Source organism: Thalassospira xianhensis MCCC 1A02616, from assembly GCF_003326475.1.
In the GTDB taxonomy this organism is placed as follows: Bacteria; Pseudomonadota; Alphaproteobacteria; order Rhodospirillales; family Thalassospiraceae; genus Thalassospira; species Thalassospira xianhensis.
Window position 1 is genome coordinate 94,474 of sequence record NZ_JPWA01000009.1, and the last position, 26,221, is coordinate 120,694.

Sequence of the window (26,221 nt, forward strand, 5' to 3'; positions counted from 1 at the left end):
TAATCAATCTTCACTACCAAACAAAACGCGAAAGACAAAAAAGTACTCGCCCGCGTTGATCACGAACATGACCAACACGCCTGTCTTCCACCAAGTCTTGGAAGCGTACTCGCGCCTTTTGTTTTTTGGTTCTTCGTCTTTCGCCGCGTTGCGCGGCCAGCGAAGTCAAAACACTGTACTGATGCGATCCACATCAGGCAAGGCGATCTTTAACAGAACGTTAAAAGGATTTCGGCACCAAAACAGTCCTTTGTTTGTGCGGTTTTTTGCGATGCCGCAACCAAGGAACAAAAGGTGATTCGACGAAATCCGGGCAGCGAAAAGGCCGTGCTACAAGCACGGCCTTCGACTCGCCATCCCGTAAGGGATAAATTAGAGCGCTTTGACGCGAGCGGTCAGACGCGAGACCTTGCGAGCGACGGTGTTCTTATGCAGAACGCCGAGCTGCGCGCCACGCGCCATTTCCGGCTCTGCAATTTTCAGCGCAGCCAGAGCAGCATCTTTGTCGCCAACGTTCAGCGCAGCCTCGACCTTCTTAACGAAGGTACGAATGCGACCGATGCGTGCACCATTAACTTCTGCACGTGCGGCGTTGCGGCGAATGCGCTTCTTGGCCGATTTATGGTGAGCCATTGCGAACCTGTCTCTTAAAACAAATGTTACGTAATTCGGAGCGCGGCTTATAGCTCCGTCGGAAACCCTCGTCAACCCCCGATACCTCCAATCCCGGTGAATTTCCGCGGTTTACGACTCTTGACTGCTACCGGGCAGCAATACATCGCCGGTATCGGGGCAATAAGCCATCAGACTCAACGATGCTTGAAGTCCGGTTTTCTCTTTTCAGAAAAGGCTTTCATGCCTTCTGCACGGTCATCAAGGGCAAAGGTCGAATGGAATTCGCGACGTTCAAACATCAGCCCTTCGGTCAGGGTCATTTCATAGGACTTGCTGACACTTTCTTTGACCTTCATTGAAACGGGGCCAGAGAAAGAAGCGATTTTATCGGCCAGTTTCATGGCTTCTTCCAAAAGCGAGTCGGCCGGGACGACTCGCGCAACGAGTCCCGAACGTTCAGCTTCCTCTGCATCCATCATTCGACCGGTAAGACACATTTCCATTGCCTTGGATTTGCCAATGGCGCGAGTAAGGCGTTGGGTCCCGCCCGCACCGGGGATGGTTCCGATGGTGATTTCGGGCTGGCCAAACTTTGCGGTGTCAGCCGCAAGAATGATGTCGCACATCATCGCAAGCTCACAACCGCCGCCAAGCGCAAAGCCCGCTACGGCGGCAATAACCGGCTTGCGGCAGCTTGCCACCCGCGTCCAGCCCTTGGTAATGAAGTCGTTCTTATAAACATCCATGTAATCGTAATCGGCCATTTCCTTGATGTCGGCCCCGGCGGCAAAGGCCCGTTCCGATCCGGTAATGACGATGGCGCGAATGTTTTCATCATTTTCGAACTGATCAAGCGCTTCACCGATATCGGTAATCAGTGCCGCACAAAGTGCGTTCAGCGCCTGGGGACGATTAAGGGTGATCAGGCCGACATTACCCTTCACCTCGGCAATGATGTTCTCGTAAGACATGCTAGTAATCCTTTGTCGGGAATCTATCCGCTTACATTTGCGGTCCGATTCGGTCGAAACCATATTTTGATACTGTTTTACCGATTTTATTTCCAAGCCGCAACCGGACCCGACAGAATCACCGGATTATCCGAATTCTGTCACACGCATTTCCAGCAACAGGAAATGCAAAACGCCTATTTCTGGCAGGTAGGGCAGAAGAAGGTTGATCGACCAGCCTGAACAATCCTGCCCACGACGCTTTCGCAGCCATCCGCGGTGCAGCTTTCGCCTTCCCGACCATAAACCCGGAAGCTGTGCTGGAAATAACCCAGCTCGCCATTGGCCTGACGATGATCTTTAAGGCTGGACCCACCGGCGGCAATCGCGTCCTCAAGAACCAAACGGATTTCACGATAAAGACGTTCGATCTCGTCCTGTTTCAAATCCTTGGCCAGACGGTCCGGTGCGATGCCCGACCGGAACAATGCTTCGCACACATATATATTGCCAAGCCCTGCGACCAGTCGCTGATCAAGCAACATAGTCTTGATCGGGCTTGCCCGTCTGGCGATTCCTGCGGCCAGGACGGCGGCGTTGAAACTGTTACCCAATGGCTCCGGCCCGATGCCAGCCAGCATCTTGTGGGTTGCAACCTCGTTAGCCGCAATCAGGGTGATGACGCCAAACCGGCGGGGATCGGTAAACCGGACCACAGCGCCCCCCTGCATGACAAAATCGACATGATCATGCTTTGCCGGAGCCGGAACCCCCACGACAGGATTATCAAAAATCGTCATTCGGCCGGACATTCCCAGATGAACCAGCAGAACCTGCCCGTCATCCAGATAGCCCAGAATATACTTTGCCCGACGGGTCAGTTGATTGATCCGGCGTCCTGCCATGCGCCCCACAAAGTTTTCCGGAAACGGAAAACGCAGGTTCGGGCGGCGCTGAACAACATGATCAACGACAAACCCTTCCATCACCGGCGTCAGACCGCGTGTCACCGTTTCGACTTCAGGTAATTCGGGCATCTGGAAACTCGCAAAATGAAAGGAGAAACATATCTAGAACCCGGCCCGGTGATTGGCAAGTCGGCACACCATACAACATTGTCGCCATTACAAAGTAACAATGGACGATGAACGCCAAGTACATATGATTGCGCCGTTTATTGCCACCCGGCCCGTCTGCCCCACCTTACGTGCCATCCACAGGATTTCAGTCAATGGAATTTGGCGTTGATCTTTTACTGATACTTTTTGCTGTCGCAGCCTTCGCTGGCATGGTTGATTCAATTGCCGGCGGTGGCGGATTGATTACCATCCCGGCCCTGCTTTGGGCAGGTATTACCCCGGCACAGGCTTTGGCAACCAACAAGCTGCAGGGCAGCTTTGGCAGCCTGACATCTTCAATCAACTTTATCCGCAAGGGTTATGTTGATCCGCGAGATATGGTGCTGGCGATTGTCCTGACATTTGCCGGATCGGCACTTGGCACCGTGCTGGTACAGATGCTTGATGCCAGCATCCTTCTTAAAATCCTTCCGGCGCTGTTGATACTGATTGCGCTTTATTTCCTTTTCTCGCCGCGCGTTGGTGACATTGATGCCCATCAGATCATCAGCAAGTCCGTCTTTGCCTTTACCGCAGGCTTTGGTATCGGCTTTTACGATGGCTTTTTCGGACCGGGTACCGGATCGTTCTTTTCCATCGCTTTTGTTGCTTTGCTTGGTTTCAACATGACAAAGGCAACGGCCCACACCAAAGTTCTGAACTTCACATCAAATTTCGCATCGCTTGTGATGTTCATCGCAGGGGGCGAAGTTGTCTGGATGATCGGCCTTGTCATGGCTGTCGGCTCATTGATCGGGGCCCAGATCGGATCTCATCTGGTGATGAAAGTCGGTGCAAGGCTGGTGCGGCCGCTTCTGGTTGTGACCTCGATTGCCATTTCGATCAAGCTGATCATCGATCAGTATGGCAGCACCATCAGCCAGTATTGGGATCAAATGCGGGTCTGGATCGGATAGAAACCCGGTTTCCCCATTCCCAAGCAATCAGCAAACAAAGCCCACCGCGACATTGTCCGGCGGGCTTTGTTTTTTTGACATTCAATTCATTCAGGCACTGGCAGTCGTCTCGATGAAGACTTCGTCAGGGCGGTCAATCAGGTGGCTCCAGATCGAAAACAGCAACGCGATCACGGCAATTCCCGCGCCAAGCCAAGGGATATCCTGATAGGAAACGCCCTGTGTAATTGCGATACCACCAAACCAGGCACCCGCAGCATTACCCAGATTGAATGCCCCCTGATTAAGGGTCGACGCAAGGTTCGGTGCATCGGTCGCTTCGTTGACCACCCGCATCTGAAGGGGGGACACCAGTGCAAAGGAAACCACACCCCAGACAAAAACCGTTGCCACAGCCGGGATCACATTGGTGATCGTTTCAGCAAATACGACCAGTATCGCAATCAGCAGAACAAACGTCGCAATGATCGCGGGCATCAGGCGCCAATCACCCAGACGGCCACCGATATAGTTGCCAATCGTCAAACCTGCGCCGAACAGCAACAGCACATAGGTTACCTGTCGCGCCGAAATGCCGGTGATATTCTGCAGCATCGGAGTGATATAGGTAAACACGCTGAACATGCTGGCCGCGGCCAGAACACTGATCAGCATGGCAAATATAACCTGGGTTTTAAGCAGCGCACGGGCTTCCGCCATCAAACTACCACCCGTCACCGCGATCTTGCGTGGCAAACAGAAATAAAGCGCGACAGCCGCAATCATACCGATCCCAACAACCGCCCAGAAAGTCGAACGCCAACCCAGCTCCTGACCAAGAGCTGTGCCGAACGGAACCCCCAACACATTGGCAAGAGTAAGCCCCGAAAACATCAGGGCAATGGCCTGAACCCGTTTATGCGGTGCAACAAGGTTAGCTGCAACCACCGCGCCAAGACCAAAGAACGCTCCATGACAGAAGGCTGTCACCACACGGGCCGCCATCAGAAGCCAGTAATCCGGTGCAATCGCGCACAGGAAATTGCCAATGATGAAAATCGCGATGAGCATCATCAAAGCATGCCGACGATCCATTTTGGACGTTGCAATCGCAAGGAACGGCGCACCAAACGTAACACCCAGCGCATAACCTGTTACCAGCAACCCGGCATCGGGAATGCTGACACCAAGATCGGCCGCCACATCCGGCAACAAGCCCATAATGACAAACTCGGTCGTCCCGATCCCGAAGGATGCAAGGGCGAGAGCAAGGATCGGAAGGTTTCCAAAGAAACCTGTGCGGGCAACAGCAGCTGTCATGATCGATACGTCCAAGGGTGCCAGGCACCAATGCGGGATAATGGCGGGTGACAGGATTTCGGGAGATTTCCGAAACGCTTGAACCGACCGAAAATTGAAACGATTCAATTTTGCGTGCAGCGCACAAATTTCACCATCGCAAAATTGGCATGAAAACTATGCAATCCCGTCACAACTGAAACAGGCCCGGTTGCACACCGGGCCTGCCAGAAAAACAAAACGGATAAATCCGGATCAGGAAAGTTCGTCAACGATACGTTTTGCAGCTGTTACCGGATCGTCGGCCTTGGTAATCGGACGCCCGATCACCATCACATCCGTACCCATCGCAACAGCATCACGCGGTGTGACGATACGCTTTTGATCATCAGAACTTGACCAGTTCGGACGAATACCTGGCGTGATCAATTTGAACTCCGGTCCACAGGCAGCACGCACTGCGGCAATTTCCTGTGCAGAACAGACAACGCCGTCCAGACCAGCCTTTTGGGTCAGTTCGGCAAGTTTGACGACACGCTCGCTGATCGGCCCTGCCAAACCGACATCATCAAGATCATCCTGATCAAGGCTGGTCAGGACCGTTACCGCAATCATCCACGGGACATTAACACCAGCCTTGAGCGCAGCCTCACGTGCGGCTTCCGCGGCACGCTTCATCATTTCAAGTCCACCCGTCGCATGAACGTTCACGATCTTGAGACCAAGTGGCGTTACAGCGCGAATGGCACCGGCAACCGTGTTGGGAATGTCGTGATATTTGACGTCCAGAAAAATCGGCAATCCGGCTTTGGAGACTTCGCGGACACCTTGTGGGCCGTGGGCTGCAAAGAATTCCTTACCAAGCTTCGCGCCGCCAATCACCCCGGACAGATTTGAAGCCAGATCAATTGCATGAGCAAGATCAGTGGTATCGAAAGCACAAAAAATGCGGTCGTGCGGGGCAAGCTTATCGGCCATGGTGTCCTCCGGCGGGGCTGGAATTTCATCATCGGCCCACGAAGATGCGACGGACCGGGCATGGCTTAGCCGATTTTACCCGAAATACCAATCCCGAATTGGCACAACCTTTGCCGGTTTTCCCTATCAGGACGCATTCTGCTGACTGATCGCCTTGTGATCACTCGAAGTGTTGCTGCCGGTATCTTCCGGACGCAACCGCCGCAATTCGCTATCCATACGCTTGACTGCACGACGATGTTTGCCGTGTACCAGCCATTCATAGGTCAACCCGATACCAAGCCCGATCAACAGTGCTACCATGATCGGCAGGAAAAGCGGCATATCGACCTCATAAGGCAACGGCCACAATGAAAGTGTCACCAGCGCCCGGTTCGACACGGCGAAAATCGCAATCAGGATCGCAAGCGGGATGGAAATGATCCAGTAAAGAATGCGCATTTCAACTCCTCGTGCCAGCAGGCAAAAAGGCAGGGATCATAGCCCACACACCAGCCGAAACCGGCGGATGGACCCGATATGGTCAAACGGAGACATGAGCAAATGAATTCGCAACCACCCTGCAGAATTTCCACAAGACTGGTTTAGCGCAGTTCACAGGCCAACAGCAAGCCGATCAAATGGTCCGCAATCAGTTAAGACGTTCGCGCAACTGCTTGCCGGTTTTGAAATAGGGAACCTTTTTCTCGCCCACAGGTACGGCTTCACCGGTCCGCGGATTGCGTCCGACCCGAGAATCACGCTGCTTTACGGAAAATGCGCCAAAACCACGCAGCTCGACACGATCCCCGCGTGCCAGCGCCTCGGTAATTTCGTCAAAGATCGTCGCCACGATCCGCTCAACATCGCGCTGATACAGATGAGGGTTCATCTCGGCCAGCCGGGCGATCAGTTCTGATTTTGTCATATTCAGGCCCCATCCTGTTCGTTCTGACAGATATCCAATCAACCAAAGGTTAGATTACGTCACGTCGGCGCTTTCACTCAGGTTGCCAGACAGTCAGCAAACCGTCAAGTTTAAGCCCCTCAGATGACAGCATTTTTCCGATATTCCCTTCGAACAATGCCGTCATGAGGGAGTCTTCCGGATAATCAATTTCAAGCGGCACGACTGCCGCATCCGGAGATACTCCCATTTCGTCCTGCAGCCAGCGCAAAGCTTCGCGACGACCACCAATCTCGTCGATCAGGCCATTGGCAACAGCCTGCTGACCGGTATAAACCCGGCCATCGGCCAGTTGACGCACGGTTTCGGTATCCATACCGCGTCGATCGGCAACCATGTCGACAAACACGCCAAACATGTCTGAAATCAGGCTTTCCATAGCCGTTCGCGCGGCATCATCTGTCGGCTCAAACGGGTTCGGAACGGCTTTAAGCGGCCCGCTTTTAACCGTCAGCGGCTCCACACCGAGTTTTTCCAATGTGCCGGTAAAATTCATTGACTGGAAAATCACACCGATCGATCCGGTAACTGTTCCGCGATGTGCGATGATGTGGTCAGCGGCAATTGCCGCCATGTAACCACCAGACGCGGCAACAGTTCCCATTTCGGCAACGATCGGACGGGTTTCACCAATCCTGCGCAGGCTCTCAAAAAGCGCCTCACCACCGACCATCGTACCGCCAGGGCTGTTGATATGGACGATCAGACCAGCGACATCGCTGTCTCCCTCAATCTGCTCCAGCGCATCAAGAAGGTAGGGATCCTCGGTAATCACCCCTTCGATATTCACCTCGACAATGCGCGGGCCAATATTGCCCCACACCACGTCGTCCGCACCGCTGCGCGCAAAGGCCACCACTATGGCAATGATGATTGCGACCACCGCCAGCACCCGCCAGCGGAAAATCGATTTTTTCAAACGTCGACGATCAAGAAGGATATCGGCATCAAGTGCCATTTAATGCGCCCCGGTATTCAGTAATGAACTAACAGCTTCAAAAACCTGCCTTTTCAAATGGTTTTTCTTCATTCGCTTGGCAAGGACAAAAACTGTTTGAAATCAAAATTCTCGCTAAAAAATGACATCGCAGCGGCAAAGTCGCGTCCAAACCGGGAATTTTGGACAAAAGCGACAAAAAAACGGGCCGTGCAACGCACGACCCGTTTTTGTGATCTGCCAGAGCAGATCCTGTCCGATCAGGAACAGATGCCTTATTCGGCACCTTCCTGTTTCTTGCGAAGTGCTTCGCCGAGAATATCGCCAAGCGATGCACCGCTGTCAGCCGAACCGTAATCCGCCATGGCTTTCTTCTCGTCAGCAACTTCGAGAGCTTTGACCGAGAGGGTAACCTTGCGGGTTTTGGCGTCGATCGTGGTAACACGCGCATCGACTTTCTCGCCAACCGCGAAACGTTCCGGACGCTGGTCCGAACGGTCACGTGCGAGTTCAGCCTTGCGGATGAAGCCTTTAAGATCGGTGCCACCAACAGCAACCTCGATACCACCGTCGTTAACTTCGGTGATTTCACAGGTTACGGTTTCACCGCGTTTGATGCCGGTAACGGCTTCTTTGAACGGGTCACCCGAAAGCTGTTTGATGCCAAGCGAGATACGCTCTTTCTCGACGTCAACGTCAAGAACCTTGGCTTTGACGATGTCACCTTTTTTGTATTCTTTGATGACTTCTTCACCAGCGCGGTCCCATGACAGGTCCGAGAGGTGAGCCATACCGTCGATACCACCCAGAAGGCCAATGAACAGACCGAATTCGGTGATGTTCTTGACTTCGCCTTCGATCTCGGACTCGACCGGATGAGCAGCCAGGAAGGCATCCCACGGATTCGAGGTGCACTGCTTGAGACCAAGCGAGATACGGCGTTTCTGTGCATCGACGTCGAGCACCATGACTTCGACTTCCTGCGAGGTCGAAACGATTTTGCCCGGGTGGATGTTTTTCTTGGTCCAGGACATTTCGGAAACGTGGACCAGACCTTCGACACCAGCTTCGAGTTCGACGAATGCGCCGTAATCGGTGATGTTGGTGACACGGCCTTCGAATTTCGAACCGACCGGGTATTTGGCTTCGACACCTTCCCACGGATCAGCTTCGAGCTGTTTCATACCAAGCGAGATACGCTGGGTTTCGCTGTTGAAGCGGATAACCTGAACCTTGACGGTCTGACCGATCTGAAGTGCTTCAGACGGATGGTTGATACGCTTCCATGCGATGTCGGTGACGTGCAGCAGGCCGTCAACACCGCCGAGATCGACGAATGCGCCGTAATCGGTGATGTTTTTGACAACGCCGTCAAGAACCTGACCTTCCTGAAGGTTCTGGATCAGTTCGGCGCGCTGTTCAGCACGGGTCTCTTCGAGAACGGCACGACGCGAAACCACGATGTTACCGCGCGAACGATCCATTTTCAGGATCTGGAACGGCTGCGGATTGTTCATCAGCGGGGTAACGTCGCGAACCGGACGGATGTCAACCTGGCTGCCCGGCAGGAATGCCACGGCGCCCGACAGGTCAACAGTGAAGCCGCCTTTAACGCGTCCAAAGATGGTACCGTCAACGCGTTTGCCTTCGTTGAACTGTTTTTCAAGCTCGACCCAGGCTTCTTCGCGACGCGCTTTTTCACGCGACAGAACGATCAGGCCATCTTTGTTTTCATAGCGATCGACATAAACATCAACGGTATCGCCGATATTAACGTCGCCTGCGCCAAATTCTTTGAGCGGCACGCGGCCTTCGGACTTCAGACCCACATCGACGATTGCATCGTCGTCGGTGGTTTTGACGACCGTACCGGTCATCACGCGGCCAATAAAGCCTTCGTCTTCAGAACCGAGGCTTTCGGCCAGCAGGGCGGCGAAATCTTCGCCGGTGGAGAATTGTGCTTCTTCAGCGGTTGTCATTAAAGAGACTTCCTTTCGAGTGTATCGTCACTATTCCGGCCAATCGGTTGTATCCGATGGTCTTGCCACAAAATCGTGGCGGGTTTTTGCCAATCGATGTCCCGATCCCGTTCGCGGAAAACCAAACGGTTTTCCATAGACGAAAAGGTGAACGCACATGTCGTTCACCTTAGGGTAGCTACCCCTGAGATCGTTCTGCCGCTTGACGGTTAAAACGCCCGTGTATCAGTCATTCTCACCCATATGGGTCCGAATATGCGCCATGACTGCATTAAACACCGCATCAGCATTCAGACGATCCGTATCAATGTGGATTGCGTCCGATGCCATCTTGAGCGGCGCAACATCCCGCGCACTGTCTCGAGCATCCCGTTCTTCAAGCTCCTTGAGAACGCGCTCGTATATAGCAGCGGGATTTTTTTCCTGCAACTGTTTGAACCGACGGTTTGCACGTTCTTCAACACTGGCCGTCAGATAGAACTTGATCGGAGCATCCGGACACACAACCGTCCCGATGTCGCGACCATCAAGAACGGCACCCCGTTTACCACCGGGCGGGCTGCTGGCAAGATTGCGTTGAAAATCGAGCAACACCGCACGAACCCTTGGAATCGCGGCAACTTTTGATGCTGCATTTCCGACTTCTTCACTGCGAAGTTCTTGGCCGTCAAGATCGTTGGCGCCGAGTTTTTCGGCCACCCCGACCGCCACATCCTCGTCCGAGGGATCAAGCCCAAGCGCCAAAACCTTTGCCCCCGTCGCCCGGTACAAAAGCCCGGTATCAAGATAGGCATAGTCCATTGCCCCGGCGACTCGACGTGCCAAAGTGCCTTTTCCCGATGCTGCCGGTCCGTCAATCGCGATGATCATGCGCGGGCGCCCCTATCTGTTTTGATGTCACTTATATTTGTGTGCCAAGAAAGGCTTTACGAGCCCCGGAATGCGAATAACGGAAACCGATCACGAAACAGATCATGAACCCGCCGGGGCAAGGTTTGCCCCCAATTCGCGCATCAATGCCTCGAAACTCGGGAAGCTGGTCGCAATCGGGTTGGCATCATCAACCGCAACCGGATCATTTGCCCCAAGTCCGAGGACAAGGAAGGACATGGCGATACGATGATCAAGATGGGTTTCAACCATACCACCGCCGGGTACCTCGCCACCCGTGACAATCAGGTCGTCACCTTCGATGCGGTGAATGACCTTGTTTGCTGCGAGTCCCGCGGCCACAGCGGCAAGACGATCCGATTCCTTGACCCGCAATTCTTCAAGTCCGCACATCCGGGTTTCACCCTGTGCATAAGCGGCAGCAACGGCCAGCACCGGATATTCATCAATCATCGACGGGGCACGTTCCGCTGGCACGACAATACCGGTCAGGCGATTTTTACCGCTAACGACAAGATCACCGATGGTTTCACCGGCTTCCTCACGTTCGTTAGCGATCGTAATGTCACCACCCATTTCGATAAGGGTCGTAATCAGGCCGGTCCGCAGCGGGTTCAGACAAACGTCGCGAATGGTCACTTTTGATTCCGGATTGATCAAAGCCGCTACCAGCGGGAATGCTGCCGAGCTCGGATCTGTAGGAACCACAATATCGGCTGCTTTCATTTCGACCGGGCCGGTCAGACTGACCGTGCGCCCACCGTCATCATTGATGCTGACATCAACATCGACACCAAAATGGCGCAACATGCGTTCGGTGTGATCACGCGATGGTTTCGGCTCGATCACGGTGGTCGTTCCGGCAGTATTCAGTCCAGCCAGCAACACAGCCGACTTGACCTGTGCGGATGCCATAGGAAGCGTATAGGTCACCGGTTTTGCCTCATCGGTTCCGATGACGGCCATAGGCGGACGACCGCGTTCGCGCGTGATGAATTGCGCGCCGAATTCCGCCAGCGGATCGGCAACCCGGCCCATCGGACGCTTGCAAAGCGATGCATCGCCGGTAAAGAAGGTGGTGATCGGATGGGTCGCAACAATACCGGCCATCAGACGAATACCGGTTCCGGCATTACCCATATCAATGACGCTATCGGGCTCCCGCAAGGCGCCAACGCCGACACCGGTCACATGCCAGGTCCCGTCTTCGTCACGGGTCACCGTCGCACCAAGTTTGCGCATGGCTTCTGCAGTCGCCAGAACATCTTCACCTTCGAGAAGGCCGGTAATTTTCGTCTCGCCAATGGCAAGGCCGCCAAACATCAGGGAACGATGGGAAATTGATTTGTCACCGGGAACCCGGATATCGCCGTTAAGCGCACGGGACTTCAGTGATTGAAGCGGACGTTTGGTCTGCGAAGAGCTCATCGGGCCTGCCTGTCTATTCTTGTTGTGACCATCAAATCATCGGTTTTCCGGTCATTGAACCGCACTTCGATGCTGCCGCAATTCCGGGCGCAAATCGTACGTTCGATTACCGGGGGCAAACTCGTATCATATGCGCTTTTGACGCACCAGTATCGAAGCCAAATTTTGCTTGAAGTTTATAGCGGTGCGTGGCGCAGAATCCCGCCTTTTGGAGGCTTGTGATAAAATCGGACAATTTCCTTTTGACAAGCCCGTCCCAAGATGGCAATTGGGCCAACTAGAAGAAGGTGAATTCGGCCTTCAACCCATTCTTTGATGATAACGGTATTTAAGAGGGTTTGCCGTAATGTCAGCACGCGGTAAGAAACGTCACTGCCAAGCCTGCGGTACCAAATACTATGATTTGAATCGTACGCCGGTCGTGTGCCCCAAATGCGCAACCCCCGACGGGGTGACCAAAATCAAGAAAGCCGCGGTTGCAAAGCCGAAGCCGGAAGAAGACGAAGACCTGGATGATGACGTCGATCTTGACGATGATGTCGACACCGATATCGATGACGATATCCTTGAAGATGCGTCTGATCTTGGTGAAGATGACGATGATCTTGGCGAAGTCCTTGAACATGTCGAAAGCGACGAAGACGACCGCTAGGATTTTTTGAAAATAGGTCTTGCCAAGATTTGGCGAACCTTCTAAATATCCCCCGCGCCGCGACGGAAACACTGGATTTCGTTGCGACGCGGACTAAAATGGGGCCGTAGCTCAGTTGGGAGAGCGCTACAATGGCATTGTAGAGGTCGTCAGTTCGATCCTGATCGGCTCCACCATCAAAACCCGTCGCCTAAAGCGACGGGGTTTGTCGTTTCCAGAGAGAAATTTATCGATCTCGAACAGACCGGAGACAAAAAATTCCAAAAGCCAGCCCAATGCCGATTGAATTGGCCAGCCCATCCTCAATGCTAGCAAAACGGCCTGGTATCCATCCTTGGGCAATCTCGATGAAAATGCCATAAATCAGACAGCCAATAACAACCCGCCAGACACGAGCAGGATAAGCGATCAATCCGGCAGCAGTTAACATGCCGTAGGCAATCAAATGCTGGATTTTGTCCCATACCTGTATATCAGGCATACTGTCAGCCGATTGAAGCGACAAAAACCCAATTAACACTGCCAATACCCAGAAAATTGCGGCTGCCAAATATCGAAACCGCATTCCTAGCGCGCTCTGATCGCCAACATGCGTCCGGCCATCCATCGAAACATCGAATAAATTGCGACCCCAAAGTGATAAAGAGTGGGTAAAAGCGCAGACGCCCCCATCATCATCCCAAAATAAATGTTGCGAAGATTGTCCGGTGCGAGCGGATTAAGAACCGCTTTCCAGAAACGTCCTTCGTACAGCTCTGTGCGGTACGTCAATGTTTCCGGACGATCAAGCACAATACTGACAACCCAGCCAGAGGCAACAAATGCAAACAGGACCCAGAAAGTAGCGAGAACAGCAATAAAAACATCTACGCTGAGATAGCTGACAAAGCGCACATTGCTTTGTGATGCCAACGCGCGGCGGACGATTGCCAAAGTCACATAAAATGACATCGCATCAAATATCGCCCCCAGTACCGCAACCGGAAAACCCAAAAGGACATATTCGTCCCCCTTCCAGGATGCCAGATGTTGCGGATATGTGGTTAGCAGGGCCCACCAATAGCACACCAGATTGATCAGAACAAAAAGCAGAAAAAGCTTGGGGGAAAAGAACCTGATATGCGCACGCTTACGAAGGAACCAATCAAGAAATTCCTGAAGTGAGTTTCTCCAATTCGCAAACATCGCTTTAACAGACTCCTAGCCGCCTCCGGATTTGCATGACCGGCAATACAAACAACAGAAAAGCTGAAACCCTAAGAATAATCAACGAAACTCAATGAACAATTCTGTCGATTGAGAGATCAGGATCGGGAAGACGACCCAACTCGCCAATCAATTTTGACATTCCATCTCCGGCGCGTACCACCATGATACGACCTGAAACAGGGTTTCCTTTTTCCTGACGCAGAATTCCCGTTGCATCGGCAACAATTTCGAATTGGCAATCTTTCAGCCAGTCATGAATTGCCCGCTCATGATGTCGAAACCTTTGGCCCGGGCCGAGGTCGAAGGGGAATGCATCTCCATGTTCAAGTGTGAAGACCATCAAACCACCAGGCACAAGCCGCTCATGGGCAGCCTGTAAGGCCGGGACAAGATCACCCAGATAGTTCAGGACGTCTGCCGCAACCACCAGACCATAGTCGCGATCAAGGCCATCAGGCAGATCCGTAATATCCGCAGCAATCAGATTGCGATAAAAGCCCTTTGCCTTTGCACGGTTAATCATGCGCGGAGACAGATCGACGCCGTCAATCACATCAACATGTCCGGCAAATACATCCGCAACCAGACCAGTGCCACACCCAAGATCAAGCACCCGCAGCGGACGCAGCAATTCCGGCAAATAGGGCCGAATGGCTTCAAACAGAAGTTCCGGACCACGATAGGCCAGTCGGTCGCGTAGCGAGATTTCAAAACGCGGGGCGTAATCGTCAAACAGCGCCCTTACATAATCGGGTGGTAAACGATCGCGCATGGCAACCGCGCCCAACAATGTCAGTCGAACTTCCGCGCCCATACGGTCTACCGGATCAAGAGCAAGGCACTGACGAAATGCCTCGATCGCATTTTCCAGCTGTCCCATGCGCTCGAAAATATCACCCAACACAAAATGCGCTTCTTCCCAATCGGGATCAGCCGAAATTGCCGCCCGGGTCACATCGATTGCGGCCTCGGTATCATTTTGCCCGACAAGTGCCAGCGCAACATCAAGCCGCCGACTGGCCAACAAACGATCTTTGCTCATGTATGTGATGAAATCCAAAAAAGCTCCGGAAAGGACCGGAAGCATCAAAACCCGATCATCGCTGTATCTTCTGAATCTGGGACTTTGGCAAGATGGATAATATCTATTTTAATCAGATACTTAATGCCGCAAAGTATTTTTGGGTGGCAAAAAAACATCTTATGGGGATGCCTTGCTTCGGAATCGGCAGCAAACTGCATTGCCACTGGATGAGACCAAGTTTTCCTTCGATCACATCGAGTAACTTGATTAAAACATAATATATTAATATTATACTCTTTCGTAATCGCCTTATGCCGGGAGACGAGATGGAAAACTTTACACCTTATTCTGCGCTACTGGGTGGCGCGCTGATCGGGCTGGCGTCGGGCCTTTATCTTTTGCTCAATGGCCGAATTGCAGGCATCAGCGGCATTCTTGGGAATGCCCTTACCAGCAAAACCCCGACATCTGATCGGATTGAAAAACTTGCCTTTATTGTTGGCATGATCATTGCACCAACCGTCATACTGGCCTCTTCACCGATCAGTGCCCAAAGCATCGTGAGAGCCTCCTGGCCCGCTATCATTATTGCGGGATTGATTGTCGGGTTTGGCACACGGCTTGGCAGCGGTTGCACCAGCGGACATGGAATCTGTGGCCTGTCACGCCTTTCCGCAAGATCAATGGTTGCCACACTATGCTTCATGGGCGCAGGCGTTGCCACCACCTATGTCATTCGCCATGTCATCGGGAGCTAAAAAAATGCGTATTCTTGCTTCTGTTTTCTGTGGTGCACTATTTGGGACCGGCTTGCTGATTTCGGGAATGACGGATCCGCAAAAGGTCCTTGGATTTCTGGATATTGCCGCGGTACAAACCGGCGGCTGGGACCCCAGTCTTGCCTTTGTCATGGCGGGCGGCCTTGTTGTCGCGTTTCCCTTTTTCCGATTTGCCCGATCACGCAAAAATGCGATTTGCGGCGGAAAGGTAGAACTTCCGACACGACGCGATATTGATCGCAATCTTGTCATTGGCGGACTGCTGTTTGGCATCGGATGGGGGATGGTCGGTTATTGTCCGGGTCCCGCCATTAGCGCGCTTGCATTCGGCCACACAGAAACAATCGTTTTTGTCATCGCAATGATCACCGGAATGGTTATTCACAAACTGATGATGGCCACACTGTACAAGGCCGCAATCACACAAAAATGACAAAGAACGTTGGCAGATCTGTCAGGCACCTTTTGCAGACCTGCCATACGAACCGTTTTCCCATCTCATGAAAAATCAATCTGTTAGCATTCAAAATTCGCACGAACCAGTTTGGAAAGCCTGAAATCCCACCGCAACATACTTGTCTTTGTGCATACACTGGCATATGTGCAAAACAGCGTTACACCATGATTTCAAAGGCCCCGCATGAAAATCGGCATTCTCGAAACCGGCCTTGTTCCGGAAGAACTTCGCGATGAATTCAAAAGCTATCCGAACATGTTTGAAACGATGCTCGGCCCGCTTGATCCCAAACTGACATTCCAGACATGGACTGTGCTTCTGGATGAATTTCCCGGAAATCTTAATGCCGCCGATGCATGGATCGTGACCGGATCAAAGCACGGTGTTTATGAAAACGAACCCTGGATGATTCGCCTGCAGGACTTGCTGCGCGATATTGTCGCAGCAAAGGTTCCGGTTTTCGGCGTGTGCTTTGGCCATCAGATTCTGGCAGCGGCCCTTGGCGGCAAGGTGGTTAAATCCGACAATGGCTGGGGCATCGGCGTTCATGAATACACTACCGGCAAACAGGCTCCGGCATGGCTGGGCAATGCACCGGAAAAATTCAAACTGAATGCCTTCCATCAGGATCAGGTTGTCGAACTTCCCGAAGGGGCCATTGTCTGGGCCAGTTCCGAATTCTGCCCCTATGCCGCCCTTCAGTATGGTGAAACCGCGGCCTCTATTCAGCCGCACCCCGAATTCCAACGTCCTTACGAGGAAGCCCTTCTGAAGGCGCGATATGCATTGCTGCCCGAAGATGTGCATTCAAAGGCAACAGCGTCGCTTGGCGAAACCATCGACAGCACCCTGTTCGCCAAATGGATGCTGACATTCCTGCGCGGTAAACGGGCTGTAAAGGCCGCCTGAACCTGCGTGCTGATTTGATCGTTTTTCAAAACGGACCGTCACCGAAAGGGGCGGTCCGTTATGTATTTCACAGGGCCACAAAGCATTTTACCTGACCTGAAAGCTTTGAACTTTTCCAAAACACCATTTATTTATGATTGCGTCGGATACTGATTTTCTCGCGCATCAACCGCCCATAATACGGAACGCCATGATCCAGAATTTGCGGCTTTATTCCGGCCTGACGCTTTTTGCGTATGTCTTCATGCATCTGATCAATCAGGCTGCTGGCATCATATCGCCCGAAGCGATGGAAGCCGCCGACTTCCTGACAACCGGAATCTGGCAGTTTCCCCCATTGGAAATTCTGCTTCTGGCCGCAGCAATTACACATTTCCTTCTGGCCACGGCCCGTCTGACCAGCCGCCGGTCCCTGCGACTGCGTAAATCGGAATGGGCACAAATGATTTTGGGCCTTTGCATTCCGTTCCTGTTATTCCGCCATATTATTGCGACCCGCATCATCGAGCTGGGATTTGATGTCGATCCGGCATTTGAACGGGTTCTGCTTGATCTTGCGGTTTTCGTTCCCGGTCAGGGCATTCTCCATGCAATCGCCGTGATTGTTGTCTGGACACACGGTTGTATTGGCATCCATTTCTGGTTGCGTTTAAAACCGTTTTATTCGCGATGGCGCGGTGCGCTGGGTGCAACCGCTGTTCTTGTCCCTACACTGGCGCTTGCCGGTTTTGGTGCGGCGTCGGCTGAAATAATTCGCCGCACCGAAGAAGGCGGCCACAAATATGTTTTTGGAGTTCTTGATGCTGCCAACGTCAATGATGCGGCTGTCAAATTCTATGAAAATGCGATTCTCCCGGGCACCATAATCGCGATCGCACTGGCCTTTGCGCCATTTGTTGTGCGGCAAATTCGCCAGACCGTTGACCGGATCAAACGCGGGCCGATGTTATCGATGCCCAATGGTAAAATGATCCGCGTGGCCCCCGGAGCGACAGCGCTTGAAGCCCTTCGAGACGCTGGTGTGCAGATGGCATCGGTTTGCGGCGGACACGGGCGTTGCACAACCTGCCGCATCCATTGCGGATCTGGCATTGATCAACTCGCCGCACCCGGCAAGATCGAAGCCGCGGCACTCGCGAGTATCCACGCCCCGCGTGGCATGCGACTGGCCTGTCAAATCCGTCCGTTAAACGATCTCGCCGTTGCACCACTTTTGCCTGCCAACGCAACTGCACAGGATGGAAGACGCCCTGGCGGCCTTTCCGGCAGCGAACGCCAAGTTGTCTCCATTTTTACTGACCTGCGGGATTCGACACGTCTGGGTGAAAAGAAAATGCCCTACGATGTTCTGTTTATCCTAAACCAGTTTTTCGCCGAAATGACCGAAGCCTTGCGTGAAAGTGGCGGGCTTTATGCCCAGTTCACCGGTGATGGACTGATGGCTCTTTACGGCCTTGATACCGATGACACCGAAACCATGATCCGCGACGCCCTTCATGGTGCTGCGGGAATGCTGCGCCGGATCGAAAACCTGAACGAACACCTGAAATCGGAGCTACCCCATACACTCCGTATCGGTATCGGCATCCATATGGGCGAGGCCATTGTCGGTGAGATGGGGCCTCCGGGCCGGGAAAACATCAGCGCCATCGGTGATACGATCAATACGGCCGCACGATTGGAAAGCCAGACCAAAAAGCATGGTGTGCCACTGGTGATATCAAAGGCAATTTTTGACCATGGCCCGATCCCCTTGCCAGAAAATGCAGTAATGCACGAAGTCACATTGCGCGGAAAAGATCAGACGGTGGCCTATTATGCATTGGAAAACATGCCGGAACTACCGGAACGCGTTGTATGATCTTTCCTGATCAGTCATGATCTGCGTAATACACAGGTCTGATATCGCATATTCCCAAGCGTTCTGCGGGTAAAGGAACAAACCGGGTCTTGACTATGTGATAGAAAACCACATTTATTCGATTAGATAGATATGTCTGATGCCGAACGGGTCGGGTCAGATGTTCAGACGCCCGAAACGCTTGGAAGCGTGGGGTCTGGTCGATATCACACTCGCTCTGCTGAGGAGGTGCTGCCAATGTCACGAATTTCTATGTTTAACAGCCCGCTGCTGTTGGGGTTTGACCAGATCGAGCGTGTTCTTGATCAGGTTTCCAAAACCAAGGCAGAAGGCTATCCCCCTTATAATATCGAGCAAATCGGCGAAAATCATCTGCGCATTACAGTCGCGGTCGCAGGATTTGCCGAAGATGATCTTTCGGTCACCACCGAAGACAATCAACTGATCATTCGTGGCAAGCATCAGGAAGACGAAAGCAACCGGATTTATATCCATCGCGGGATTGCATCCCGCCAGTTCCAGCGTTCATTCGTACTGGCCGAGGGTATTGAAGTTGTTGGCGCCCATCTTGATAACGGACTTTTGCATGTAGATTTGAACCGGCCTGTTCCCGAGCCGGTGGTACGTGAAATTGCGATCAATTCTGCCAAGAAGAAAGCCGTCTCGTCGCGCACTATAGATATGACCGTCGATGCTGAAAATGGCGCAGACGCGGTCGAAGATAAAAGCCGCAAGGCGTAACAAGGAGAGTGGTTTTATGAGCAATCGCATCTCAGACCATGAGACCAAAGAAACCCGCGGCGCGGAACAGGATTTGAACCTGCTGTCGTCTGGTGATTTTGCCATGCTTGGCATTCACGATTTTGCTTATGTGCGCGCGATGACCAATCCTGAAGACGAAAGCAACGAAACGGTCTTTGGGGTATTTACCGCCGATGGTACCCATATCGCATCGTTCGAAAGTCAGGCCGTAGCCCATGCGGCAATCCGCCAGCACGACATGGATCCGCGTTCGGTTCACTAAGACGACCCGATCAGGATATCGCGGAAATCAGAAGGCAGCCGATGGGCTGCCTTTTTTCCGGGTTTGATCAGGCGTCACCCTAACGGATTTCGATCACTTCGCCAGGTACGGCAACCCTTACCTGCTGATTTTCGCGCAAAAGTTCGGCGATCTCGCGTCTTACATCACGTTTGATGTGATAGAGCCAGAAACGTGATCCGGGCATATCAGATGCCAATTGCAGGACAGTTTCCAAATCGCAGTGCGCGGCATGTTTTGGATCATGCTTGGGCAAATATGTTTCCTGAAACACCAGATCAGCAGCGGTAAAAAGCGCTGTAGTATCGGCTGTCACGTTACCGTCACCGGAATAGGCAAAACCCTTGTTCTCGAAACGCAGCAAAATTGCATGGTTCTGAACACTGTGATCGGAACGGGCAAATTTGGTCTCGAACGGACCTATCTGCGTGGTTTCCGGCACCGCATGCCAGATAATTTCAAACGGCCACGCACTTCCAAGCCCGGCAAAGCCAAGCTCCATGATCTTTTCCAGATGATTGCGTACCGCCGGTGTCGCGATGATATGAATCGGTTTTGATCGGCCGTCATCGCGCCAGTTCAGCATAACCGGCACCAGTCCGAAAACATGATCGGGATGCATGTGCGTAAAATAGATCGCGTCGATCACATCGGGATCCGGAAACTTGCGCATCAACAATCCCGGCACTGTCGCGCCACAGTCGATCATCAGGCGATAGCCATCCGCGCTAACCACAACAGACGAATTTTCAAAGGCCGGATCGAATGCCTCGCCAACACCCAAAACATCTATGCGCATATATTCACTCGGCATTTCCTGTCACCGCGTTGTTTGCGGATCATTTGCAATGAATGTCTATTTTTGCTGAGACGGTCGACAATAGGCAAGCTGTTCAGATTTGTTTTCGCGATAAAGTCTCAAAACCGTCACCGTACAAACGAAACAGGGTGACCGAACGTGTCGACCACCCTGCTGTTTGATACATCTGTATAGGAAATCAGGCGCTTAACGTGCCAAAACTTCCGCAGCCTTACGCGTTCGACTGACCGAGTCGGCAACCATGCCCGTGGTGGACTTGATGTTATCAAGGTTCCGGGAAAGACCGTCGACCGCACCAGCCATCATACGCATGTTTTCCGAAACGCCTTCGGTCACTGCACTCTGCTCTTCAACTGCGGACGAGATGTTGGTGACACTGTCACGGACCGTCTCCACCGAATGACGAATGGTTTCAAGGGCACCGACCACCTCCGACGAGATCGACTGAATGCCTGAAATTTCGTCGGAAATCTGCTCGGTCGCACGAGCGGCCTGATTGGCCAGGTTCTTGACCTCGTTGGCAACAACGGCAAATCCCTTGCCAGCGTCACCCGCACGCGCGCTCTCTATCGTCGCATTCAATGCCAGAAGGTTGATCTGTCCGGCAATATTCTGAATGACTTCAACGATGCTCCCCATTGATTCGACAACTTCCGCCATGCGCTGGGTCGAGCTGTTGGCGCTGATCGTCTGATCAAATGCGCGCTCTGTTTCGTCACGAGACTGCGCCATACTACGCGAAATTTCTGCAATTGATGCCGCCATCTGCTCTGCACTGGCCGCAACAGTCTGCACCGTTTGCGAGGTTTCCTCGGATGTACTGACACTTTGATTGGCCGAATTGCCCAAGGCTGCGATGTTGCTATCGATCTCGGTAAAGTTTTGATCAATCATGGTCTTAAGCTCAAGCAACAAACGGGTTTGCTCGGTAATGTCTGTTGCGAACTTGATCACCTTGAAAGGCTTTCCAACCGGATCAAGCACCGGATTATAGGACGCTTCAATCCAGATTTCCTTGCCACCCTTGCCGACACGTTTGAATTGGCCCGTATGGAAATTCCCGGTTTTCAGGGTCTCCCAGAACGAGCGATATTCGGCAGAGTCACGATATGCTGGCTCAACAAACATGCTGTGATGCTTGCCGACAATTTCATCAAGTCGGTATCCCATGGCATCGAGAAAATTCTTGTTTGCCTTAAGGATAATGCCGTTCAGGTCAAACTCGATCACGGCCTGCGATTTTTCCATCGCATCAAATACACTTTGCAGGACCGCGCGTTCAATGCGGCGTGCTGTAATGTCAGTTGCAAATTTAACGACTTTCGTCGGCTTTCCGTCTTTGCCAAGAATCGGGTTGTAAGTCGCCTCGAGCCAGATCATCTCCCCATTTTTGCGCACACGCGGCACGGCACCCGACGAAAATTTGCCGTTGCGAAGCTGTTCCCAGAATTTCCGATATTCTTCGCCACTGCTGATTTCACGCGGGACAAATATCGAATGATGCTTCCCGACGATTTCCTCAAGCGAGAAACCCATCGTTTTAAGGAAGTTATCGTTGGCAGTCAGAATTTTACCATCGATTGAAAACTCGATGACAGCCATCGACAAGCTGAGCGCATTTACAATCTGCTGCCCCTCGTACGAACTGCCCTTGAAAAGTGACGCAAAACCCATCCGGATAACTTCCTTATGTTGCCCGGGCTCCTAATCGGAAGCCCGGTCATTTATAGATATGCAAGGGACCCAAAACGAACAATTGCGCACATGAGGCACAATTGCTCGATCAGGAGAATACCTATACTTAAGAATTATTCCACCACCTATTTTGGCATAGGTGACGCTACTCTGGGTTATGACTTCAGGCTGGCCATTTCACAATATATCGCGTCAAATCCGGGTGTGCGTCATCCTCAGAGATCACCAACCCCTTGATTGACATCCCCGCCATGATCGCAGAGTCTGCCTTGCCTGTAATAAGTGGATGCCAGTCAGGAAGCCCTTTTCCTTCTGACATCAATCGATATGCACAGGTCGACGGCATCCATGAAAGCGTCGTCACATTTTCCTGCGAAAGTTGCACACAGTCAGGCACATGCTTTGTGCGATTAGGGTAATCCTTGCAGCTGCAAGTTTCACAATCGAGCAATCGACAGGCTACCGAGGTATAATAAACAAAGTCGGTGTCCTCATCCTGCAGCTTGTGCAGACAGCATTTGCCGCATCCGTCGCAAATGGACTCCCATTCCTCAGTGGTCATTTCATCGAGCGTCTTGGTTTCCCAAAACGGAGAATTTCCTGTCTCAACCGTCGGCTCTGTCATGGTCTCTCTCGTCGAGCAATCGTTTTGTTATTGTTGGATTGTAGCATATCGCGGACTTCCAAACCGCAAAGATCACCAATCGAAGCTACCGGCAGATCAGATGAAAGAACGAGCCGAAAACACTTCCTTTCACCAAACCGACCCTGCCAAGATCATCACCAGTCGCTGTGGCCATGTTGCCAAGGGACGTACCATTGGCTTTGATCGTCGACGCATAGTGAAACTCATGCCCGCGAAGAACCGTTCCAATCGGCCCCAAAGCTGTGGTCTCGGACAAAGCCAGTGTTCGATATCCCAAATGCAGCTTGCGATCAGCAAAGCTCGTCACAAGTGGCAAAAGGCCCAGCATCTCGTGTTCTTGGCCTGATGCATCAATCAATGCCTCGCCCAGCACCATATAGCCACCGCATTCCCCATAGATCGGGGTATTTCTGGCTGCCATCGCTGCAAGAGACGCTTTGAAATTTTCTGCATTCGCCAGTCGTTGACCGTGCAGCTCCGGATATCCACCGGGCAGATAGATGGCATCTGCCCCCTTGTTAGGGGCCTCATCAGCCAGCGGAGAAAAGAACGATAATTCCGCCCCCTGACGACGCCAGTCTTCAAGAAGATGCGGATAGGCAAAGGCAAAAGCCGTGTCCCGCGCGATGGCAATATGCTGCCCTAATGGCGGAATGCCAATGGCCAGATTCGAAACATCACCTGACGCTGCGGCAAGTTGCCGCCCGCTTACAAGACCGATCAATTGATCAAGGTCGACGTCCTCGGCAATAATCCCGGCCGCCTTATCAAGGAATGTATCAAGGGCGTCATGCTCGCCCGCCTGCACAAGGCCAAGATGGCGTTCTGGCAGCGCCAGCAAATCACTGCGGCGCACCGCACCTGTTACCGGAATTTCCGGAAGATGCTCGCGGCACGCTGTTTCAATCATCGCACGATGCCGGTCACTGCCAACCCGGTTAAGGATTACAGCCGCAATCTTCACATCCTCGCGAAAACCTGCAAATCCGGCAATTACGGCCGCTGCTGAGGCAGACTGACCTTTGACATCAATGACCAGCACAACCGGCCAATTCATCATCGCCGCAAGATCGGCCGTTGACCCGCTGCAATCGGCTGCACCGTCAAACAGACCCATAACCCCCTCGCAGAGAAGAACGGATTTGCCTGCACTCTGCCACCCGGCAAGAGCCGCAATCTGATCTGGCGACATCGCCCAGGGATCAAGGTTGATACAGCTTTGCCCGCAGGCCGCCGCCTGAAAGGCCGAATCTATATAATCCGGTCCGGTTTTCGCCGCCGCAACCGCCACGCCACGATTGGCAAGAGCCCGCAACAATCCAAGGGTCAAAACAGTCTTGCCGCTATTTGACGATGGTGCGGCAATCACCAGTCCCGGAATCTGTGTTAAGGTTGGTCCCATATCCCGGTTTCCCTGATTGCCGCCCATACCGATCACATCAGACCCGCTGGATCATCCGTTCTTTTTGACGACTTCGGCAATGCCCTTTGCCATATCTTCGGGGGCTGTCCCGTAATTGAAGTGGCGCACAAATGATCCGTCGCGCCCAATCAGATACACAAAGGACGAATGGTCCATCAGATAGGAATCGGAATCTTTCGATTCGCCTTCGGCATATGCTTTGGCGTAATAAACCCGAAATGTCTTGGCCGCAGCAGTGGTTTGCTCAAGCGTTCCGGTCAGGCCGACCATACGTTCGTGAAAATGCGGAACATAGGCTGCAATCGCGTCAACCGTGTCGCGTTCCGGATCGACCGAAATAAAGACCGGAGTAACTTCATTGGCAATTTCTGGATCAAGCGTATCAAGCGCATTGCCCATCACCTGCAATTCGGTCGGACAAACATCCGGGCAATAGGTATAGCCGAAATAAATCAGCATGTATTTCCCGCGGAAATCCTGTTCGGTGCGGGTTTGGCCATTCTGGTCAACCAGTTCAAACGGCCCCCCGATCACCGCAGCCCCCGAACCGGAAGACGTCGTTTCCGATCCCATCATCATCAGGCGATAGGTCAAACCAATACCGAGAACCAGCGCAATCGCCAGAATGATCACAAGTGTTTTCTTGCTCACGCCGTTACCTGTCCTTTTGTTCCGGGATTACAGGCATGCGCCAATCAACCGGATAAATAAGTCACTGTCTTGCCGGCACTATAAATCCGCAAAACGATCATGCAAGACCTGTGACTGTGCCATTACTCACAATGGCGTCATTGCGAAATCGCAAAATTATCCGATCTGATGAAATGCAAGTGTGGCAAGAATAACAGCATTAACCACCATCAGTCCGCGGCCAACCGGTGCCATAAAGGAACGAAACCGTCTGGTCGCATACTGACCCACCACACCGGTTGCAAACAGAATCGGTACCGTGCCAAGCCCGAATACCGCCATGACAAACCCGCCAGTCAGTGCATTACCACCTGCGGCAGCCAGAACCAGCGCACCATAAATCAGGCCACAGGGGATAAATCCAAGCATGACGCCCAGCAGGTAGCCCCGCCAGCCAAATGGCGCACCAAATAACGGCTTGATGCGCTCACCAACCATACGGTTCCACCATGCACCCGAAACGTTTCCTCCCGCCAGGTTCGGAAACAAACCGGCGAGATGAGGAACCAAACCGATCACCCCGAAAACCAGAAAGAACATCGCCGCACACAAAAGCAATACAGGTCCCAACCACCAGACTTTGGTCAGCACCGTGATGCTGTCAGCAAAAAAGCCCGCCATCACACCAAGCAGCGTATAGGTCGTCAACCGACCGAACTGATATGGCAATAACGCCGCCCCGGTCAGTCGCCGAAACTCGCTCATTTTCTCAAGCGGCAGTTTTTCCATACGCGATGTGACCTGACTGATCACAAATGGCCCGCACATCCCGACACAGTGGGTAGCACTACCGACAAGGCCCGCAATCAGTGCCGTCGCCAAAACACCGCTGTCCTGCTGAAGGACAGTGGCGCATTGTGCCCAGCCGCTCTCGATGATGCGGATCAGTATCTGTTGTTCGTCCATGATCCATCCGGATTAATCAGTTGTTCTGATTGTGACGTCCAGACCGGATAGGAACAACGATATAGATCAAT

Annotated in this window: 28 protein-coding genes and 1 tRNA gene; 9 read left to right on the forward strand and 20 right to left on the reverse strand. The window is 52.7% G+C overall.

Annotation, left to right across the window (positions count from 1 at the left end):
- Positions 1–372: 372 nt before the first annotated feature.
- From rpsT to mutM, 3 genes are all read right to left on the reverse strand, one after another.
- A complete protein-coding gene (gene rpsT, locus TH5_RS09575) occupies positions 373–633 on the reverse strand; it encodes a 30S ribosomal protein S20 (RefSeq protein ID WP_007088335.1) in 261 nt (86 codons plus the stop codon).
- 176 nt (positions 634–809) lie between these two features.
- On the reverse strand, positions 810–1,586 hold the full coding sequence (locus TH5_RS09580; RefSeq protein ID WP_037989166.1) for an enoyl-CoA hydratase: 777 nt from the start codon (positions 1,584–1,586) through the stop codon (positions 810–812).
- 176 nt (positions 1,587–1,762) lie between these two features.
- On the reverse strand, positions 1,763–2,602 hold the full coding sequence (mutM, locus tag TH5_RS09585; protein WP_114121675.1) for a bifunctional DNA-formamidopyrimidine glycosylase/DNA-(apurinic or apyrimidinic site) lyase: 840 nt from the start codon (positions 2,600–2,602) through the stop codon (positions 1,763–1,765).
- Positions 2,603–2,796: 194 nt separating this feature from the next.
- Here mutM and TH5_RS09590 point away from each other — a divergent pair, with 194 nt between their 5' ends.
- Complete coding sequence (locus TH5_RS09590; protein WP_114121676.1) at positions 2,797–3,600, forward strand: TSUP family transporter; 804 nt, start codon at positions 2,797–2,799, stop codon at positions 3,598–3,600.
- 90 nt (positions 3,601–3,690) lie between these two features.
- Here the strand turns inward: TH5_RS09590 and TH5_RS09595 are convergent, their stop codons facing one another.
- The 8 genes from TH5_RS09595 to aroA all read right to left on the reverse strand — a co-directional run bounded on the left by TH5_RS09595 (position 3,691) and on the right by aroA (position 12,037).
- Positions 3,691–4,899 (reverse strand): MFS transporter, encoded by a 1,209-nt coding sequence (locus TH5_RS09595; protein ID WP_114121677.1) that lies wholly within the window; start codon positions 4,897–4,899, stop codon positions 3,691–3,693.
- A 234-nt stretch (positions 4,900–5,133) separates the two neighbouring features.
- Positions 5,134–5,856, reverse strand: a complete 723-nt coding sequence (gene pyrF, locus TH5_RS09600) for an orotidine-5'-phosphate decarboxylase (RefSeq protein ID WP_114121678.1) — start codon at positions 5,854–5,856, stop codon at positions 5,134–5,136.
- A 126-nt stretch (positions 5,857–5,982) separates the two neighbouring features.
- Entirely contained in the window at positions 5,983–6,297 is a 315-nt protein-coding gene (locus tag TH5_RS09605; protein WP_114121679.1) for a LapA family protein, read from the reverse strand.
- 190 nt (positions 6,298–6,487) lie between these two features.
- Positions 6,488–6,763: an integration host factor subunit beta gene (gene ihfB, locus TH5_RS09610; protein ID WP_007088342.1), complete on the reverse strand. Its 276-nt coding sequence runs from the start codon at positions 6,761–6,763 to the stop codon at positions 6,488–6,490.
- A 73-nt stretch (positions 6,764–6,836) separates the two neighbouring features.
- Positions 6,837–7,760 carry a signal peptide peptidase SppA gene (gene sppA, locus TH5_RS09615; RefSeq protein WP_114121680.1) on the reverse strand — a complete coding sequence of 308 codons (924 nt, stop codon included), beginning with the start codon at positions 7,758–7,760 and terminating at the stop codon, positions 6,837–6,839.
- A gap of 254 nt (positions 7,761–8,014) precedes the next feature.
- On the reverse strand, positions 8,015–9,718 hold the full coding sequence (rpsA, locus tag TH5_RS09620) for a 30S ribosomal protein S1 (RefSeq protein WP_062949759.1): 1,704 nt from the start codon (positions 9,716–9,718) through the stop codon (positions 8,015–8,017).
- Between the two features lie 225 nt (positions 9,719–9,943).
- Positions 9,944–10,588 carry a (d)CMP kinase gene (gene cmk / locus TH5_RS09625; protein ID WP_062960212.1) on the reverse strand — a complete coding sequence of 215 codons (645 nt, stop codon included), beginning with the start codon at positions 10,586–10,588 and terminating at the stop codon, positions 9,944–9,946.
- Positions 10,589–10,690: 102 nt separating this feature from the next.
- Positions 10,691–12,037, reverse strand: coding sequence for a 3-phosphoshikimate 1-carboxyvinyltransferase (aroA, locus tag TH5_RS09630; RefSeq protein ID WP_062949763.1), 1,347 nt, complete (start codon positions 12,035–12,037; stop codon positions 10,691–10,693).
- A 346-nt stretch (positions 12,038–12,383) separates the two neighbouring features.
- Between aroA and TH5_RS09635 the strand changes: the two genes are divergently transcribed.
- Together TH5_RS09635 and TH5_RS09640 are read left to right on the forward strand one after the other, a co-directional pair.
- Positions 12,384–12,689 (forward strand): FYDLN acid domain-containing protein, encoded by a 306-nt coding sequence (locus tag TH5_RS09635; protein WP_007088347.1) that lies wholly within the window; start codon positions 12,384–12,386, stop codon positions 12,687–12,689.
- Between the two features lie 100 nt (positions 12,690–12,789).
- Positions 12,790–12,865 (forward strand) — tRNA-Ala (locus tag TH5_RS09640).
- Between the two features lie 50 nt (positions 12,866–12,915).
- Here TH5_RS09640 and TH5_RS09645 read toward each other — a convergent pair.
- From TH5_RS09645 to TH5_RS09655, 3 genes are all read right to left on the reverse strand, one after another.
- Positions 12,916–13,239 (reverse strand): VanZ family protein, encoded by a 324-nt coding sequence (locus TH5_RS09645; RefSeq protein WP_167443511.1) that lies wholly within the window; start codon positions 13,237–13,239, stop codon positions 12,916–12,918.
- Positions 13,240–13,256: 17 nt separating this feature from the next.
- Positions 13,257–13,874 (reverse strand): hypothetical protein, encoded by a 618-nt coding sequence (locus TH5_RS09650; protein ID WP_114121682.1) that lies wholly within the window; start codon positions 13,872–13,874, stop codon positions 13,257–13,259.
- 91 nt (positions 13,875–13,965) lie between these two features.
- A complete protein-coding gene (locus TH5_RS09655) occupies positions 13,966–14,940 on the reverse strand; it encodes a class I SAM-dependent methyltransferase (protein WP_114121721.1) in 975 nt (324 codons plus the stop codon).
- Positions 14,941–15,248: 308 nt separating this feature from the next.
- Here TH5_RS09655 and TH5_RS09660 point away from each other — a divergent pair, with 308 nt between their 5' ends.
- The 6 genes from TH5_RS09660 (at position 15,249) to TH5_RS09685 (ending at position 19,952) form a co-directional block, all read left to right on the forward strand.
- Complete coding sequence (locus TH5_RS09660) at positions 15,249–15,680, forward strand: YeeE/YedE family protein (RefSeq protein WP_114121683.1); 432 nt, start codon at positions 15,249–15,251, stop codon at positions 15,678–15,680.
- A 4-nt stretch (positions 15,681–15,684) separates the two neighbouring features.
- A complete protein-coding gene (locus tag TH5_RS09665) occupies positions 15,685–16,134 on the forward strand; it encodes a DUF6691 family protein (protein WP_114121684.1) in 450 nt (149 codons plus the stop codon).
- 207 nt (positions 16,135–16,341) lie between these two features.
- Positions 16,342–17,067: a glutamine amidotransferase-related protein gene (locus tag TH5_RS09670; protein ID WP_114121685.1), complete on the forward strand. Its 726-nt coding sequence runs from the start codon at positions 16,342–16,344 to the stop codon at positions 17,065–17,067.
- A gap of 190 nt (positions 17,068–17,257) precedes the next feature.
- On the forward strand, positions 17,258–18,928 hold the full coding sequence (locus TH5_RS09675; protein ID WP_114121686.1) for an adenylate/guanylate cyclase domain-containing protein: 1,671 nt from the start codon (positions 17,258–17,260) through the stop codon (positions 18,926–18,928).
- A gap of 237 nt (positions 18,929–19,165) precedes the next feature.
- Positions 19,166–19,669 (forward strand): Hsp20 family protein, encoded by a 504-nt coding sequence (locus TH5_RS09680; protein ID WP_062949777.1) that lies wholly within the window; start codon positions 19,166–19,168, stop codon positions 19,667–19,669.
- 16 nt (positions 19,670–19,685) lie between these two features.
- Positions 19,686–19,952, forward strand: a complete 267-nt coding sequence (locus TH5_RS09685; RefSeq protein ID WP_114121687.1) for a DUF1150 family protein — start codon at positions 19,686–19,688, stop codon at positions 19,950–19,952.
- A gap of 79 nt (positions 19,953–20,031) precedes the next feature.
- Here the strand turns inward: TH5_RS09685 and TH5_RS09690 are convergent, their stop codons facing one another.
- From TH5_RS09690 to TH5_RS09715, 6 genes are all read right to left on the reverse strand, one after another.
- Positions 20,032–20,784 (reverse strand): MBL fold metallo-hydrolase, encoded by a 753-nt coding sequence (locus TH5_RS09690; protein WP_244204863.1) that lies wholly within the window; start codon positions 20,782–20,784, stop codon positions 20,032–20,034.
- 192 nt (positions 20,785–20,976) lie between these two features.
- On the reverse strand, positions 20,977–22,464 hold the full coding sequence (locus TH5_RS09695; RefSeq protein ID WP_114121688.1) for a methyl-accepting chemotaxis protein: 1,488 nt from the start codon (positions 22,462–22,464) through the stop codon (positions 20,977–20,979).
- 184 nt (positions 22,465–22,648) lie between these two features.
- Complete coding sequence (locus TH5_RS09700; protein ID WP_114121689.1) at positions 22,649–23,110, reverse strand: YcgN family cysteine cluster protein; 462 nt, start codon at positions 23,108–23,110, stop codon at positions 22,649–22,651.
- 85 nt (positions 23,111–23,195) lie between these two features.
- Positions 23,196–24,533 (reverse strand): cobyrinic acid a,c-diamide synthase CobB, encoded by a 1,338-nt coding sequence (locus TH5_RS09705; protein WP_208638431.1) that lies wholly within the window; start codon positions 24,531–24,533, stop codon positions 23,196–23,198.
- Positions 24,534–24,584: 51 nt separating this feature from the next.
- Complete coding sequence (locus TH5_RS09710; protein WP_114121690.1) at positions 24,585–25,205, reverse strand: SCO family protein; 621 nt, start codon at positions 25,203–25,205, stop codon at positions 24,585–24,587.
- 156 nt (positions 25,206–25,361) lie between these two features.
- Positions 25,362–26,150 (reverse strand): sulfite exporter TauE/SafE family protein, encoded by a 789-nt coding sequence (locus tag TH5_RS09715; RefSeq protein ID WP_114121691.1) that lies wholly within the window; start codon positions 26,148–26,150, stop codon positions 25,362–25,364.
- Positions 26,151–26,221: the final 71 nt, after the last annotated feature.